This window comes from Glycomyces endophyticus (assembly GCF_039531525.1).
GTDB classification, from domain to species: Bacteria; Actinomycetota; Actinomycetes; order Mycobacteriales; family Micromonosporaceae; genus Glycomyces; species Glycomyces endophyticus.
Map to the genome: position 1 here is coordinate 294,235 of NZ_BAAAQF010000002.1, position 14,222 is coordinate 308,456.

Genomic DNA, 14,222 nt, shown 5'->3' on the forward strand with positions numbered 1-14,222 from the left:
GCACATCCTACGGAGGGCCGCCCTCCGGCGCCCCACCGCATGAGGCCGCGCGGGAATCGGGTGCGGCCGGGGCCGTCACCTTTCGCCCGCCGGTTCGTTGAACGGGGTTGAGACCTGATTCCCGCGGTGGACCGGGTCCGCACCCACAGACGGAATCGCGGTTGGAGAGACGCAGGCATGGGAAGACACACCACGAAGCTCGGTCATCAGTCCCGGGCCCAGACGCGTCCTCCGCTGCCGTACCCGGTGAACGACGGCCGGATCGCCCCGGCGATCCAGGAGGCCATGGACCGGCGCTCGCAGCGCCGGCGCTCGCGCCTGGCGGCGCTGTCGGCCGCGGCGGTGCTCGCGGCGGGCGGCGCGGCGGGGATGAGCATGGCGACGGCCGAGGAGCCCGAGGCGGGCACCGGCAGCGAGATCGTCTTCAGCGGCGACTGCGGCACGCTCGGCCTGCTCTCGGCCTCGTCGATCCCCGACGCCACCGACCTGACGGTCGAGGAGGGCTCCCAGGTGCGGTACACGAACGAGCTGGGCGCGAACGCCGAACTGCACGTGGGCGACGAGGTGTTCGACATCTCCGACGGCTCGACGCAGGTGTTCGAGATGAACCGGTCGGCCGAGGTCGCGATGGTCCCGCAGTGCCACGGCCTGTTCGCGGAGTACGACTCGGCGCAGGTCCACGTCGTCGAGGCGCAGGCGGACACGGCGACCGGCGAGAACGAGTCCGGCTCCGGCGAGTCCGACACGCACGACCTGCCCGCCCCCGACGAGGAGGACCGGGGCGACTCGGACTCCGAAGGGGCGCAGGCGGAGGACGAGGCGGCGGCCCAGCAGGGCCCGGACGCCGAGCAGCCCGTGCAGGACGAGGCCGAGGCCCCCGTCGAGGACGAGGTGAACGCGTTCGGCGAGCCCGGCTTCGACGACGGCGCGGGCTTCGACCCGGCCGCAGAGGAAGAGGTCGTCGCGGTCGACCCGCGGGCCGTGGCCGACGGCGCGAACGGGCTCCTGGCCCTGGTCGCGATCATCTGCCTGGTCGGCGTGGCCGCCGCGGTGACCCGCACCCTCCTGAAGCAGCGGGCGACGGCGTGACCGCCGCCCTGAAGGCCCCGGAGCCGCAGTCGGCCGCCGCGTCCGGTCCCGTGCACGGCTCTCCGGCTTGGACCGGCGGGCGGGTGCGGAACCGCCGCGAGCGGCAGCGGGCGGCCCGGTGTTTCACCGGCCCCGAACCGGCCCGCCGCAGCAGGCGGCCGGAGCCTTCGAAGGCGACCCCTTCGATCGCACTGCCCTCCGGGCAGTCGAGGCGCGGCACGGTGGAGTCTCCGTGAGGCACTGCGGCTCGGTCGATCGGTGATGGTCATTTCCTCCCCAGGTCCCACTCCGACCGCCCGGACCAGTGCCTCACGGCCCGCCTGAAACTGCATTGATCCACCCGTAGCGCCCGCCGTCCGGCGGGCGCTTCGTCGTGCCGCGTCCCCTTTGCGCCGGGGCGCACGGGGCGGCCGTGACGAGGGACGCTGGCCGCGGCGGGCGGGGCGAGGGACCATTGAAGGCCCGACGACGGGGGGAGGGCGCCCCGACGGCGCCGCACGCACCGATGCGCAACCGTTACGGAACTCTCGATCCACCCTGCTTGTGGTGGCTTCGGCGGCTCAATTAGCGTGGGCCGCAGCAATTCGTTCACCCCCGCCTTGAAGAGTCAGGTTCAGCAGTGACCGCAAAACACGCCTCCTCGCGACGGCTCTGGCCCTACCTCGCCGTCCCTGGGATCGCCGTGCTCGTCGCGGCGGTGATCTTCGTCGTGAGCTCCGGCCGCGACAACGGCGGCACTGGCGGGTCCTCCGACGAGAGCCTCCCCGGCTCGCAGGCCGACGACCTGGAGAGCTCCTCCCTCCAGCCGTCCGACGAGGAGATGCGCGAAGCCGCGCAGACCCAGCTGCAGTCCGCGCTCGACGAGGCCGTCGCCGCGTACATGGCGGAGGAGGACGACGAGAACTTCTACGCCGCGGTCGCGGTGGACGACGGCGAGTTCCGCCTCGACTACGACGGCGAGGTGCAGTACGACACGGCGTCGGTGGTGAAGGTCGAGATCCTCACCATGATGCTGGAGGAGTACGGCACCCTCGACCAGGTCCCCGACTGGCTGCTCGACCGGGCCGAGCTGATGATCCGCGAGTCGGACAACGACGCGACGAACGACGTCCTCTACGGCGGCACGTTCGACGACGGGCACGCCGCGATCCGCCAGGCGCACATCGACTTCGGGCTGGAGAACACCAACCCGAACGAGACCGAGCAGTGGGGCAAGACGCAGACCACCGCCGTCGACCAGCTGCGGGTCCTGGAGATCGCGCTGTACGAGGAGGCAGGCGTCCTCGACGCCGAGCAGACCGAGTACGCGCGCTCGCTCATGGGCGACCTCGCCGACTTCCAGCAGTGGGGCGTCTCCGCGGCGGCCGCCGACGGCGAGACCGTGTGGATGAAGAACGGCTGGGACACGCGCGACGCCATGGGCGGCGAATGGGTCGTCAACTCCATCGGCGTGATCGGCGGCGACACCGAGCACCCCATCGAGATCGCGATCCTCACCGGCGGCTCGGCCTCCCAGGAGGAGGGCATCGACCGCGTCGAGGCGCTCGCCGAGATCGTCCGCGGGATCGTCGACACCGACCCGTTGGAGTAGGGCCGCTGCGCCGCGAGTGACAATCGCAGCATGAGCCGACTCGTCGAAGCACTGACCGAGGCGGGCCTGGCGCCCGTCACCGACCCGGACGTCCTGGCCGCGCACGCGGTGGACCACGCCGGCCTGGTGCCGCCCGGGCGGGCGGCCGCGCTGGTGCGGGCGCACTCGACCGCGGAGGTGAGCGCCGCCGTCGCGATCGCCGCGGAGCTCGCGGTCCCGGTGGTGCCGCAGGGCGCCCGGACCGGGCTCGCCGGCGCGGCGACCGCCGTCGACGGCGCGCTCCTGCTCGACCTCTCCGGCATGGACCGCATCATCGAGATCGACCCGGTCGACCGGCTCGCGGTCGTGCAGCCGGGGGTCCTCAACGCCGCGATCTCCGAGGCCGCGGCCGCCTCCGGGCTGCGGTACAGCCCCGACCCGGGGTCGTGGCGGATCTCCACCATCGGCGGGAACATCGCGACCGCCGCGGGCGGGATGTGCTGCGTCAAGTACGGGACGACCCCCGAGTACGTGCTCGCCCTCGAAGTGGTCCTCGCCTCCGGGGAGGTCATGCGCTGCGGGCGGCGCACCGCGAAGGGCGTCGCCGGGTACGACCTGGTGCGGCTGTTCTGCGGCTCCGAGGGGACGCTCGGGATCGTCACCGAGGCCACCGTGAAGCTCGCACCCGTTCCGGCGCAGCGGCTCACGCTCGCCGCGGTCTTCGACACGACCGCCGCCGCCGGGCGCGCCGTCACCGCGATCATGGCCGCGGGGAAGCAGCCGAGCCTGCTCGAACTCATCGACAACGTGCACCTGCGGGCCCTGGAGGCCATGCGGCCCATGGGACTCCCGACCGAGGCGGCCGCGCTGCTGCTGGTCGCCGCCGACGCCGACCCCGAGCGCGAGCTCATCGCGATCGAGGCGCTGTGCACCGAATCCGGTGCGACCGAGGTGTACCGGGCGACCGACGCCGCCGAGGCCGACGCGCTCCTGGAGTCGCGGCGCAGCGCCTACCACGCCATGGAGCGGCTCGGGACCGTCCTCGTCGACGACGTCGCCGTCCCGCGCGCCCGCCTTGCGGAGGCGCTCGACGGCGTGCAGGCCGCGGCCGCGAAGCACGGGGTCGTCATCGGGGTCATCGCCCATGCGGGCGACGGGAACCTGCACCCGAACATCATCGTGCACCCCGAGGACCCGGCGTCCCTGGCCGCGGGTCGGGCCGCGTTCGACGAGATCCTGGAGATGGCGCTTGCCATGGGCGGCACCATCACCGGCGAGCACGGCGTGGGAATGCTCAAGCGGGACTGGCTCGCAAAGGAGGTCGACCCGGTGAATCTGGCGGTGCAGCGCCGATTGAAGGCGGCCCTCGACCCGCTCGGCATCCTCAATCCGGGGAAGGTCCTCGCCTGAATGCGGGCGGCGTCTGCGCTGGCGGCACCGCGGGCCGCAGTGCGGCAAAGCGGTCCGGCAATGCGGTCGGGCAGTGCAGTCCGGCTGCGGCCGATACGGTTTCGTGTCGATCCTGTGACACGGTAATGGGGCCGCAGCGCTTGCCCATTCGCTGCGGCCCCGATAAAGTGGAGGAGCTCCACTTTTCATTGGCACCGGTAGGGCTGTGCCCGATTGCCCTTACCGGTTGTGCCCCCGGATTGTTCCGTGCCTCCCGGAAGACTGCCCATGTCCCTCCGATTGGCTTGTCGGCGTGACCGGAACACTCATTACTATGAGGACCGTCTCTGAGCGGGACCTGTGGCGAGCCTGGGAAGAACCTGGGAAACGATGCCCAACCGTTACGAAGGCACCTCGAACCCCGCGAGTTTGTCCAGCTCAGCCGTGATGTCCGGGCGCTGCGCGACCGCCGCTCCGTCAATCTGAGTGATGAAGGCCACACCTCGAACGGAGGAGCTGAGCCACGCCGCCTCCGCGTTCTTCAAGTCCCCCACCGAGATCAGCTTCTCGCCGGTCTTCAGGCCCGCCTTCGGCGCCTGCTCCAGCAGGTACGCGCTCGTGGTCCCCGGGAGGATGCCCGCCGAGGTCGGCGTCGTGAAGACCGTGTCGCCCTCGAGCCACAGCAGCGACGAGGTCGGGCCCTCCAGCGCGAAGCCGTCGGCCGAGACCCACAGGGCGTCGTCGGCGCCCTGGGTCTTCGCCCAGCGGGTCACCGCCATCATCGACGCGTACGAGAGCGCCTTCACCCCGCCTAGAAGCCACGGGGCGTCGCCCCGCGCATCGGCATTCACCCCCAGGGTCGCAGTGGCGATCCGGAGCCCGTCGCGCCGCGGCAGGATGCGCTCGCGCGGGACGGGGTCGACCGTCGCGTAGACCGTCGGCGGGCCGCCGGCCTCGCGGCCGCGGGTCGCGACCAGGCGCAGCGCGCCCTCGCCCTGGGCCCGTTCGCGCCAGGCGACCAGGGCCTGCTCGGCGAGTTCGGCCAGCTCGGCCTTCGCGGGGAGCTCGAACTCCATGCGGCGCGCGGAGTTCGCCATCCGGTCGAGGTGCTCCGAGAGCAGGAACGCGGCCCCGCCGCGCACGTTGATCGTCTCGAAGACGCCGTCGCCGCGGAGGACCCCGAGGTCGTCGGCGCACAGGAGCGGCGCGTCGGAGTCGACGACGCCGCGGTGCAGTACTGCTGTCACTAGTGCCATGTGCTCATTGTGCTCCCCGCGCCGGCGGGGGTGAACGGACACGGCCGGGACGCGCCGCCCGCAGGGCGGGTGGGCGGGCTAGTAGTAGTTCCATCCCGAACCCCCACCCACCCCGGGGAACATAGTCGCCATCATGTCGCGGGGGTCCGACAGGAACCGGGTCCCCGGCCGCCCATGTCACCCGGACGAGTCACCCGCGCGGCGCAGTACCATGCACACATGCCCACCGAAGCCGAGGCCGAGACCGAACTGGCCGCGGTGCTGCGCTCCAAAGGCCTGCGCATGACCGCCCAGCGGCAGCTGGTCCTGGAGGCCGTCCGCGCCCTCGGGCACGCGACCCCCGAGCGGATCCACGAGCGCATCCGCGACCAGGTCGAAGGCGTGAACATCACCACCGTCTACCGGACCCTCGACCTCCTCGAGGAGCTCCAGCTCGTCTCGCACACCCACCTCTCCCACGGCGCCCCCACCTACCACCTGTCCGGCGACCGCGGCCACGCCCACCTGGTGTGCCACCGCTGCGGCCGGATCACCGAAGTCGACCCCACGATGTTCGCGGGCGTGCGCAGGGAGGTCGCCGACGCCACCGGATTCGTCATGGACGTCGGCCACGTCGCCCTGTTCGGGACCTGCGCCGACTGCCTGGAGAAGCACGCATGACCACGATCGGACCGTCTCCGCTGCTCAGCGCCCCCGGCGCCGTCGCCACCGCCGACGGCCGCACCGCCTGGCACTACGGCGGGCCGCTGAAGGAGCAGAAGACCGCGACCGAGACCGGCGCCCTGTTCGACCGCTCCGACCGCGACGTCCTCTCCGTCACCGGCGAGGCCCGACTAACCTGGCTGCACTCGCTCGCCACCCAGCACCTCACCAGCCTCAAGCCGCACGAGGGCACCGAGACGCTCATCCTCTCCCCCACCGGGCGCGTCGAGCACCACGCCAACGTCTACGACGACGGCGCCACCACCTGGCTCGACACCGAGCCCGGCCGCGGCGAGGCGCTCCTGAAGTACCTCGAGCTCATGAAGTTCCGCACCGAGGTCGAACTCCGCGACGAGACCGCCGACTGGGCCCTGTTCAGCTTCACCGGCATCGCCCGCGCCGACGACGCCCCGCCGGTCGTCCAGCCCGTGCCCATCGCGAAGTTCGCCTCCAAGGACCTCCTCGCCGTCCCCACCGCCGTCCACCCCGGCGGCCCCTTCCAGGACGCCGACGGCTGGACCCGCCGCACCGACGCGCTCGGCGTCCCCACCTTCGACGTGCTCGTGCGCCGCGAGCGCCTCGCCGAGGCCGCCGAGGGCGCGGGCGGCACCCTCGCCGGCACCTGGGCGTGGAACGCGCTCCGCGTCGCCGCGAAGCTCCCCGCGTTCGGCGTCGACACCGACGAGAAGACCGTCCCCCACGAGGTCCCCCACTGGCTCGCCGCCGCCGTCCACCTCGACAAGGGCTGCTACCGCGGGCAGGAGACCGTCGCCAAGGTCCACCACCTCGGACAGCCGCCGCGCCGCCTCGTCATGCTCCACCTCGACGGCACCGACGAGCACCCGCCCGCCAACGGCACCCCTGTCTCGTTGGGAGACAAGGAAGTCGGCTTCATCGGCACCGCCGTCCAGCACTTCGAGCTCGGCCAGATCGCGCTCGCGATGGTCAAGCGGTCGGCCGTGGCCGAACCGGACGTGCGCCTCATCACGGGCGATCAGGCCGCGAGTCTCTAGCCGCCCGGCTAGCCTCGCAGTATGAGTGCTTCGTACCGCGGCGGCGAACCCGTCGCACAAGTCGTCAGGTCCGGTTTCGCCGAGAGCTCCCATCGGGGCAGCGTGGCAGTGACCGACCCCGCGGGAGCCCTCGTCGCCACGATCGGCGACGCCGACTCGCCCGTGTTCCCCCGCTCCTCCAACAAGCCCATGCAGGCGCTCGCGATGCTCCGCGCCGGCTGGGAGCCCGACTCCGAGGCCGACCTCGCCATCGCCGCCGCCAGCCACCGCGGCGAACCGTTCCACCTCGACCGCGTCCGCTCCGTGCTCGCGCACGCCGGCCTCGGCGAGGAGCACCTCCTGTGCCCGCCCGACCTGCCCGGCAACCTCGACGCCCGCAACGCCGTCGTCGCCGCCGACGGGCCCGAGCCCAAGCGCGTCTACATGAACTGCTCCGGCAAGCACTCCGGGATGCTCGCCGCCTGCGCCGCCGCCGGCTGGGACCTCGCCACCTACCGCGACCCCGAGCACCCGCTCCAGGAACTCATCACCGCGACCGTCGAGGAGCTCACCGGCGAGACCGTCGCCCACACCGGCGTCGACGGCTGCGGCGCGCCCGTCCTCGCCGTCTCGCTCCACGGCATCGCCCGCGCCTTCGCCCGCTTCGTCGAGGCCCCCGAGGGCACGCCCGAGCGGCGCATCGCCGACGCCATGCGCGCCCACCCGCACCTCGTCGACGGCACCCACGGACCCGACAACCGGTCCATGAGCGCCGTCCCCGGCCTCCTCGCCAAGGGCGGCGCCGAAGGCTTCCACGTCGTCGCCGCACCCGGCGTCGGCGCGGTCGCCGTCAAGATCGACGACGGCGCCGGCCGGGCCTCCATGCCCGTCGCGCTCCGCGCCCTCACCACCATCGCCGGGATGGAGGTCCCGCTCTCGGCCAAGCCCGAGATCGACGCCCTCACCTGGCCCGAGGTCCTCGGCGGCGGCGAACCCGTCGGCAGGGTGCGGACCCTGCTGTAGTGGCCCGGGACTCAACGGGGGGAATACCCCGTTGAGCGGGGTCCGGCGCGGGAGGTAGTATCGTGCGGTCGGCTTGGTCCGGCCCGAGGTCGGCGTGATCGACCTAGGGCGGTTCGATCCGACTTCAGGTCGGTTATCCGGCCTAGCGAGTGGCGACTGCACTTCTGATTCCGCCACTCGCTGGCGCGAGTGGCGGAATGGCAGACGCGCTGGCTTCAGGTGCCAGTGTCCGCAAGGACGTGGGGGTTCAAGTCCCCCCTCGCGCACAGGTGAAGGCCCGATGGTTTCGACCACCGGGCTTTTTCGCTATCCGGGTCCCGCACCGCGGGTGCGGCGAGCGGGAACACCCCCGGGGGTTCCCGCGTTAGGCTCGGAGCAAGGGAATGGAACCGCCACCGACAACGACTGTGGGGTCACTACGACCATGAGCGACGCGAACACCGAGCCCGAACGCGACGAGACCGAGGACGAACTGCTCATCGTCGACGCGGAGGGCAACCCGGTCGCCACCGCCAAGCCCGCGAAGCCCGCCGCGGCCGACGCGGACGACGAGGGCGAGGACCCGTACGAGTCCGACCCGACCCGGCTCGTGCACGAACCGGCCAAGGTCATGCGGGTCGGCTCGATGATCAAGCAGCTCCTCGAAGAGGTCCGGGCCGCGGACCTCGACGTGAAGGGCCGCCAGCGCCTGCGCGACATCCACGCCCGCTCGATCGCCGAACTGGAGTCCGGGCTCGCGCCGGAGCTCCGCGACGAGCTGGAGCGGCTGTCGCTGCCGTTCGGCTCCGACGAGGTCCCCACCGAGGCGGAGCTGCGCATCGCGCAGGCCCAGCTCGTGGGCTGGCTCGAAGGGCTGTTCCACGGCATCCAGGCCGCGCTCGTCGCGCAGCAGATGGCCGCGCGGCTCCAGCTCGACCAGATGCGCGGCGGCGAACTCAAGGCGCTGCCCGCCGGGAGTGAGCTCCCGCCGCAGCTGAGGGCCGTGATGGCCGAGCGCGCGGCGCGCGGTGACGACCGCGACCACCCTCCCGGGCAGTACTTGTAGGGCGGGCGAATGCCATAGACTCGGCCCTGCCTTCCTGGCGGGGCCGCTGCGGTCTTCTGGGATCCGACGGCTCGCGGGTTTCGCCTTCGGCGGTTCGCGAGCCATAATTGTGCCGACCCGTCCCTAGGGTGAGACCACTGGAGAGCTGAGCACGGTGCTGTACAGGACGCTGCAATGGACGGCCGCGCCGGCCGTCAAACTGATCTACAGGCCGTGGATCGACGGGAGAGAGAACATCCCGGAGACCGGGCCGGTGATCCTGGCGTCGAACCACCTCTCCGTCGCCGACCACTACTTCCTGGGCCTGACCACGAAGCGGCACATCGCGACGATGGCGAAGATCGAGTACTTCACCGGCGCGGGCCTCAAGGGCAAGCTCATCTCCTCGACGGTGAAGGCCCTGGGCCAGGTGGCCGTGGACCGCTCGGGCGGGCGCAAGAGCGCCTCGGCCCTGGAGCCGTCCCTGGAGGTCCTGGAGGAGGGCCGCGTGTTCGCGATCTTCCCGGAGGGGACCCGCTCGCCCGACGGGCGCCTGTACCGGGGCAAGCCCGGGGTGGCGCGGCTGGCGCTGGCGTCGGGAGCGCCGGTGGTGCCGATCGGGCTGATCGGCACCGAGAAGGTCCTGCCGATCGGGGAGTCGCGGCCGCGCGTGGCGCCGGTGGGCGTGCGCGTGGGGCGGCCGCTGGACTTCACCCGCTACAAGGGCATGGAGAACGACCGGGTGGTGATCCGCGCGGTCACCGACGAGGTCATGGACGCGATCCGCCGCTTGACGGGCCAGGAGTACGTCGACAAGTACGCGAAGCGCAACAGCCCCGGCAAGGAGAACGACGACTAGTCGCGCCCTTGGGTGGTGACTCCGGTCGGCGTCGCCGTCCCGGTGGGGGTGCCGCTCGGCGTGCCGGTGGAGGTTCCGGAGGGCGTCTCCGCGGGGGTGCCGCTCGGCAGGCCGGTGGCCTCGCCGACCGTGTCCGGTCCGCTCGGCAGGTCCGACAGCTCGGTGACCGTGACGCCCCACACCTCGACGGGCACGGGCGGGACGCCGTCGGACTCGACGGTGTCGGAGAGCGCCGCGATCTGGTCGAGGACCTCGTAGCCGTCGACGATCCCGCCGATGACGCTCACGTTCGCGGTCGGGACGGCCGCGCCGCGGATGAGCGCGAACGCGCTGCCCGCGCGGCCCCGGTCGTCGGTGACGAGCGCGAGGACGTCGGCGACGTCGTTGCCCGCCATGCCGGTCTCGGCTTGGAACCGCCAGCCCGGGCCGTACGAGTCGTCGGACTCCTCCTCATGCCCGGGGCTCCCGCAGCGCAGGACCGCGGTCGGGTCGACCGACTGCGTGGTGAGCCGGTCGCACTCGTGCGAGGCGTAGAACCCGGTCTCCGACAGGTACGTGAACGCGTCGACGCCGCACGGCGCGAGGTCGCCCCAGAGCATCACGGCGATGTCGCCGTAGTTCGTCTGGATCACCGCGAGGGACCGCTCGGGCGGGGACGCCGGCTGGAGCGGGTCCGCGCCGGACCCGACGTCGTCGGCCTCGGTGATGTTGCAGCGCTCGGTGATCACCTCGCCGGTGTCGCCGCCCTCGCCGTCGCCGTCGCGGAATGCGAGCCAGGCGACGCCGGCGACCGAGCCGGCGGTGAGGAGGACCGCGCCCAGTCCGGCCAGGCCGCGCTTCCAGCCGCTGCCGCGCTCCCAGGGGGGCGTGGAGCGGAAGGGGCTGGAGGCTACCGGCTCGTGGTCGGTCTCGGCTGCGTGCGCGGGGCGGCTGGGCTCCATGACTCAGCATCGTACGGGGCGTCGTCTCGCGCGAGGTAGGCGTATCCGACGCAGATCAGACCGTAGGAGACGGCGACGCCGACGAGCGTGCCCGGCGCATAGCCGTCGGCCGGGACGAGGAGGGCCGCCGCGAACAGGCCCGCGAGGTAGCCGACGTTGTAGACGGTGTCGTTGACCGAGAAGACCCGGCCGCGGTAGGCGTCCTCGACGCCGCGCTGGATGCTGGTGTCCACGGTGATCTTGACGCCCTGGGACGCGATGTTCACCAGCAGGACCGCGGCGGCGAACATGACCGGGACCATCGTCCCGGCGAGCGCGGCCACGACGACCGCGCACAGCGCCATGAGGACCACGACCCAGTTCCGCGGGCCCCACACGCGGGTCGCGCGCGGCGTGACGATCGCGGCCGCGAGCACGCCGACGTTCCCCAGGATCGCCAGGACCAGCAGCCACGTGATCGTGGTCGTGCGGGTCGGGTCCGACTCGACGTCCCAGAAGAAGCCCATGAACAGCGCGATCGCGACGATGAACACGATGCCGTACAGGAACCGGTGCAGCCCTTGGACGGCCATCACGAGCGCCGGGCCGCGCCGGCGCCCGAGGTACCGGAATCCGGCGATCATCCCCGCGGTCGTCGCGGCGACGCCCCGCCACAGGCCGCCGTCGGCGGCCTCGTCCTCGCTGGGGCCCAGGGCGTTCCGTTTGAAGGTGGCCGCGACGATCAGCGCCGACGCGAGGTAGCCGCAGCCGGCCGCGAGCGCGAGCATCGAGTAGGACACGTCGGAGTCGGCGAGTTTGGCGATGCCCGTCGTCGCGAGGCCGAGGCCGTACGCGAGCGCGCCCAATGTGGAGGCCAGGGAGTTCGCGGTCACGAGGTCCCGCTCGGGGACGACCTGCGGGTGGGTGGCCGCCAGGCCCGCGAGGACGAACCGGTTCGCGGCGAGCACCAGCATGGCGCAGAGGACCCACGTCCAGTTGAAGCCGCCCGGCAGCGTCAGGCAGATGACGATCATGAGGGCCGCGCGCACGAGGTTCGCGCCGCCGATCAGGTTGCGGCGGCTGAAGCGGTCGAGCACGGTGCCCACATAGGGCCCGAGCAGCGAGTAGGGGCCGAGCAGGAGGGCCACGGCGGCCGCGTACCGGAACGGGTCGCCGGCCTCGCCCAGCGCCGGGTTGAAGAACACCGAGAGCGCCAGGGACGCCTGGAACATGCCGTCGGCGACCTGGGAGGTGAGGCGCACCGCCAGCAGGTGCCTGAAGCGGCGGTTGCCGGCGAGGTTGCGGACGTGCCCGTCGGTGCGCATGTTCGAAGGATATCCCCCTTGAACACCAAGGGGGACTCCGATGTTCGAATCGGAGCCCCCTTGGCGAGAACGGTTCGGACGCTACAGGCCGGCGATGAAGTTCTCGACGGAGATGCGCGCCTCTTCGTCGGAGAACTGCTTGGCCGGCGACTTCATGAAGTAGCTCGAGGCCGACTCGACCGGGCCGCCGTGGCCGCGGTCCATCGCGATCTTCGCCGCGCGCACCGCGTCGATGATGACGCCGGCCGAGTTCGGGGAGTCCCACACCTCGAGCTTCAGTTCCGCGTTCAGCGGCACGTCACCGAAGGTGGTGCCCTCCAGGCGGATGTACGCCCACTTGCGGTCGGTCAGCCACGGCACGTGGTCCGACGGGCCGATGTGGACGTCGGCGCCGTGCATCTCGTGCGGGATCTGCGACGTCACGGCCTGCGTCTTCGAGATCTTCTTCGACTTCAGACGCGTCCGCTCCAGCATGTTCATGAAGTCCATGTTGCCGCCGAAGTTCAGCTGGTAGGTGCGGTCGAGCCGCACGCCGCGGTCTTCGAACAGCTTCGCCAGCACGCGGTGCACGATGGTGGCGCCCACCTGCGACTTGATGTCGTCGCCCACGATCGGGACGCCGGCGTCGACGAACTTCTGGGCCCATTCGGGGTCGGAGGCGATGAACACGGGGAGGGCGTTGACGAAGGCGCAGCCCGCGTCGATCGAGGCCTGCGCGTAGAACTTCGCGGCCTGCTCCGAACCGACCGGCAGGTAGCAGACCACGACGTCGGCCTTCGCGGCCTTCAGGGCCGCGACGACGTCGACGGGCTCCTCGGAGGACTCCGTGACCATCTCGGTGTAGTACTCGCCCAAGCCGTCGTGGGTCGGACCGCGCAGGACGGGGATGCCGGTCGGGGGCACCTCGGCGAACTGGATGGTGTTGTTCTCCGAGGCGTTGATCGCACTGGCCAGGTCCTGGCCGACCTTCTTCGCGTCCACGTCGAACGCGGCGACGAACTCGATGTCGTTCACGTGGTAGTCGCCGAACTGGACGTGCATGAGGCCGGGGACCCGGTCCTCGGGCGAGGCGTCCCGGTAGTACTCGACGCCTTGGACCAGCGAAGAGGCGCAGTTGCCCACGCCGACAATGGCTACGCGCAGCTTACCCATCGCGCATGCCTCCTTTGCCTTGTTTATTTGGGTCTCCGGCACTCGCAGCCGGATCGGGTGTTCCCTGTTCCGGGAGGGCCGAGGGCCCTCCCGTCCCGGCGACGGGATCGCCGAAGTCGTTGCCGGGCCGCGGGCCGCGGCCCTCCTCGGTGGCGATGAGCTCGTTCAGCCACCGCACCTCGCGCTCGGCGGTCTCCAGGCCGTGGCGCTGGAGCTCGAGCCCGTAGGCGTCGAGCCGCTCGGCGGTGCGGGCCAGCGCCTCGCGGATGCGCTCCCGGCGCTCCTCGACGCGGCGGCGGCGCGCCTCCAGGATGCGGAGGCGGGTGGCCGGGTCGGTGCGGGAGAAGAAGGCGAAGTGCACGCCGAACAGCGCCTCGTCCGCGGACTCGGGGCCCGCGTCCGCCATGAGCTGCGCGAAGTGCTCCTTGCCTTCGGGTGTGAGCCGGTAGACCTTCCGGGCTCGGCGGCCGCTGAGCAGCGGCTTCTCCGCGGTGGCGCGCGTGGCGGCGGTCTTCGGGTCCGCGGCCACCGCCGGGGTCTCCTCGACGATGAGGCCGCGCAGGCGCATCCGCTTGAGCGTCGGGTACAGCGAACCGTAACTGAACGCCGCCCGGACGGCTCCGAGCAGCGCCAAGAGGCGTTTGCGCAGTTCGTAACCGTGCATCGGGGACTCGTGCAAGAGCCCCAGAATCGCCAGCTCCAACATGCGCCCCTCCCTTCACACGGCGATCTAACTCACCGATGTATCGGCCCGATACATCACGGTAACCATAACGGCAGGTGTAAATCACGTCAAGGCACGGGTCCGCTCCCTGTTCAGAGGCTCATACATCCGATAGGCTCGGCCACACGACGCGATCTAGCAGAGTCCTCTCAGATTCGGTGTGCGAAACTGCGAGACGTCCGGCCACCCCCGCCGCC

Annotated in this window: 13 protein-coding genes and 1 tRNA gene; 9 read left to right on the forward strand and 5 right to left on the reverse strand. The window is 71.6% G+C overall.

The features are described 5' to 3' along the window. Positions 1–177: 177 nt before the first annotated feature. From ABD419_RS02110 to ABD419_RS02120, 3 genes are all read left to right on the forward strand, one after another. The gene (locus tag ABD419_RS02110) at positions 178–1,089 is read left to right on the forward strand and encodes a hypothetical protein (protein WP_344481153.1); all 912 of its coding nucleotides are present in this window, start codon (positions 178–180) and stop codon (positions 1,087–1,089) included. Positions 1,090–1,708: 619 nt separating this feature from the next. After that, positions 1,709–2,680 (forward strand): serine hydrolase, encoded by a 972-nt coding sequence (locus ABD419_RS02115; protein ID WP_344481155.1) that lies wholly within the window; start codon positions 1,709–1,711, stop codon positions 2,678–2,680. A 30-nt stretch (positions 2,681–2,710) separates the two neighbouring features. Continuing rightward, positions 2,711–4,069, forward strand: a complete 1,359-nt coding sequence (locus ABD419_RS02120; RefSeq protein ID WP_344481157.1) for an FAD-binding oxidoreductase — start codon at positions 2,711–2,713, stop codon at positions 4,067–4,069. A 380-nt stretch (positions 4,070–4,449) separates the two neighbouring features. Here ABD419_RS02120 and ABD419_RS02125 read toward each other — a convergent pair whose 3' ends face one another. Beyond that, positions 4,450–5,304 carry an aminotransferase class IV gene (locus ABD419_RS02125; RefSeq protein ID WP_344481160.1) on the reverse strand — a complete coding sequence of 285 codons (855 nt, stop codon included), beginning with the start codon at positions 5,302–5,304 and terminating at the stop codon, positions 4,450–4,452. Positions 5,305–5,523: 219 nt separating this feature from the next. Between ABD419_RS02125 and ABD419_RS02130 the strand changes: the two genes are divergently transcribed. The 6 genes from ABD419_RS02130 to ABD419_RS02155 all read left to right on the forward strand — a co-directional run bounded on the left by ABD419_RS02130 (position 5,524) and on the right by ABD419_RS02155 (position 9,904). Next, positions 5,524–5,964, forward strand: coding sequence for a Fur family transcriptional regulator (locus tag ABD419_RS02130; protein ID WP_344481163.1), 441 nt, complete (start codon positions 5,524–5,526; stop codon positions 5,962–5,964). Continuing rightward, positions 5,961–7,019, forward strand: a complete 1,059-nt coding sequence (gene ygfZ, locus ABD419_RS02135; RefSeq protein WP_344481164.1) for a CAF17-like 4Fe-4S cluster assembly/insertion protein YgfZ — start codon at positions 5,961–5,963, stop codon at positions 7,017–7,019. Before ABD419_RS02130 ends, ygfZ begins: the two co-directional genes overlap by 4 nt. A gap of 21 nt (positions 7,020–7,040) precedes the next feature. Then, positions 7,041–8,021, forward strand: coding sequence for an asparaginase (locus ABD419_RS02140; RefSeq protein ID WP_344481165.1), 981 nt, complete (start codon positions 7,041–7,043; stop codon positions 8,019–8,021). 183 nt (positions 8,022–8,204) lie between these two features. Beyond that, positions 8,205–8,287, forward strand: a tRNA-Leu gene (locus ABD419_RS02145). Between the two features lie 158 nt (positions 8,288–8,445). Then, complete coding sequence (locus ABD419_RS02150) at positions 8,446–9,066, forward strand: bacterial proteasome activator family protein (RefSeq protein WP_344481167.1); 621 nt, start codon at positions 8,446–8,448, stop codon at positions 9,064–9,066. 154 nt (positions 9,067–9,220) lie between these two features. After that, on the forward strand, positions 9,221–9,904 hold the full coding sequence (locus tag ABD419_RS02155; RefSeq protein ID WP_344481169.1) for a lysophospholipid acyltransferase family protein: 684 nt from the start codon (positions 9,221–9,223) through the stop codon (positions 9,902–9,904). On the opposite strand, the gene ABD419_RS02160 is transcribed toward ABD419_RS02155, so the two are convergent. The 4 genes from ABD419_RS02160 to ABD419_RS02175 form a co-directional block, all read right to left on the reverse strand. After that, entirely contained in the window at positions 9,901–10,845 is a 945-nt protein-coding gene (locus ABD419_RS02160) for a peptidylprolyl isomerase (protein ID WP_344481171.1), read from the reverse strand. The genes ABD419_RS02155 and ABD419_RS02160 overlap by 4 nt on opposite strands. Beyond that, on the reverse strand, positions 10,794–12,149 hold the full coding sequence (locus tag ABD419_RS02165) for an MFS transporter (RefSeq protein ID WP_344481173.1): 1,356 nt from the start codon (positions 12,147–12,149) through the stop codon (positions 10,794–10,796). The genes ABD419_RS02160 and ABD419_RS02165 overlap by 52 nt, the downstream gene beginning before the upstream one ends. A gap of 81 nt (positions 12,150–12,230) precedes the next feature. Beyond that, positions 12,231–13,301 carry an inositol-3-phosphate synthase gene (locus ABD419_RS02170; protein ID WP_344481175.1) on the reverse strand — a complete coding sequence of 357 codons (1,071 nt, stop codon included), beginning with the start codon at positions 13,299–13,301 and terminating at the stop codon, positions 12,231–12,233. After that, positions 13,294–14,007: a PadR family transcriptional regulator gene (locus ABD419_RS02175; RefSeq protein ID WP_344481177.1), complete on the reverse strand. Its 714-nt coding sequence runs from the start codon at positions 14,005–14,007 to the stop codon at positions 13,294–13,296. Before ABD419_RS02175 ends, ABD419_RS02170 begins: the two co-directional genes overlap by 8 nt. Positions 14,008–14,222: the final 215 nt, after the last annotated feature.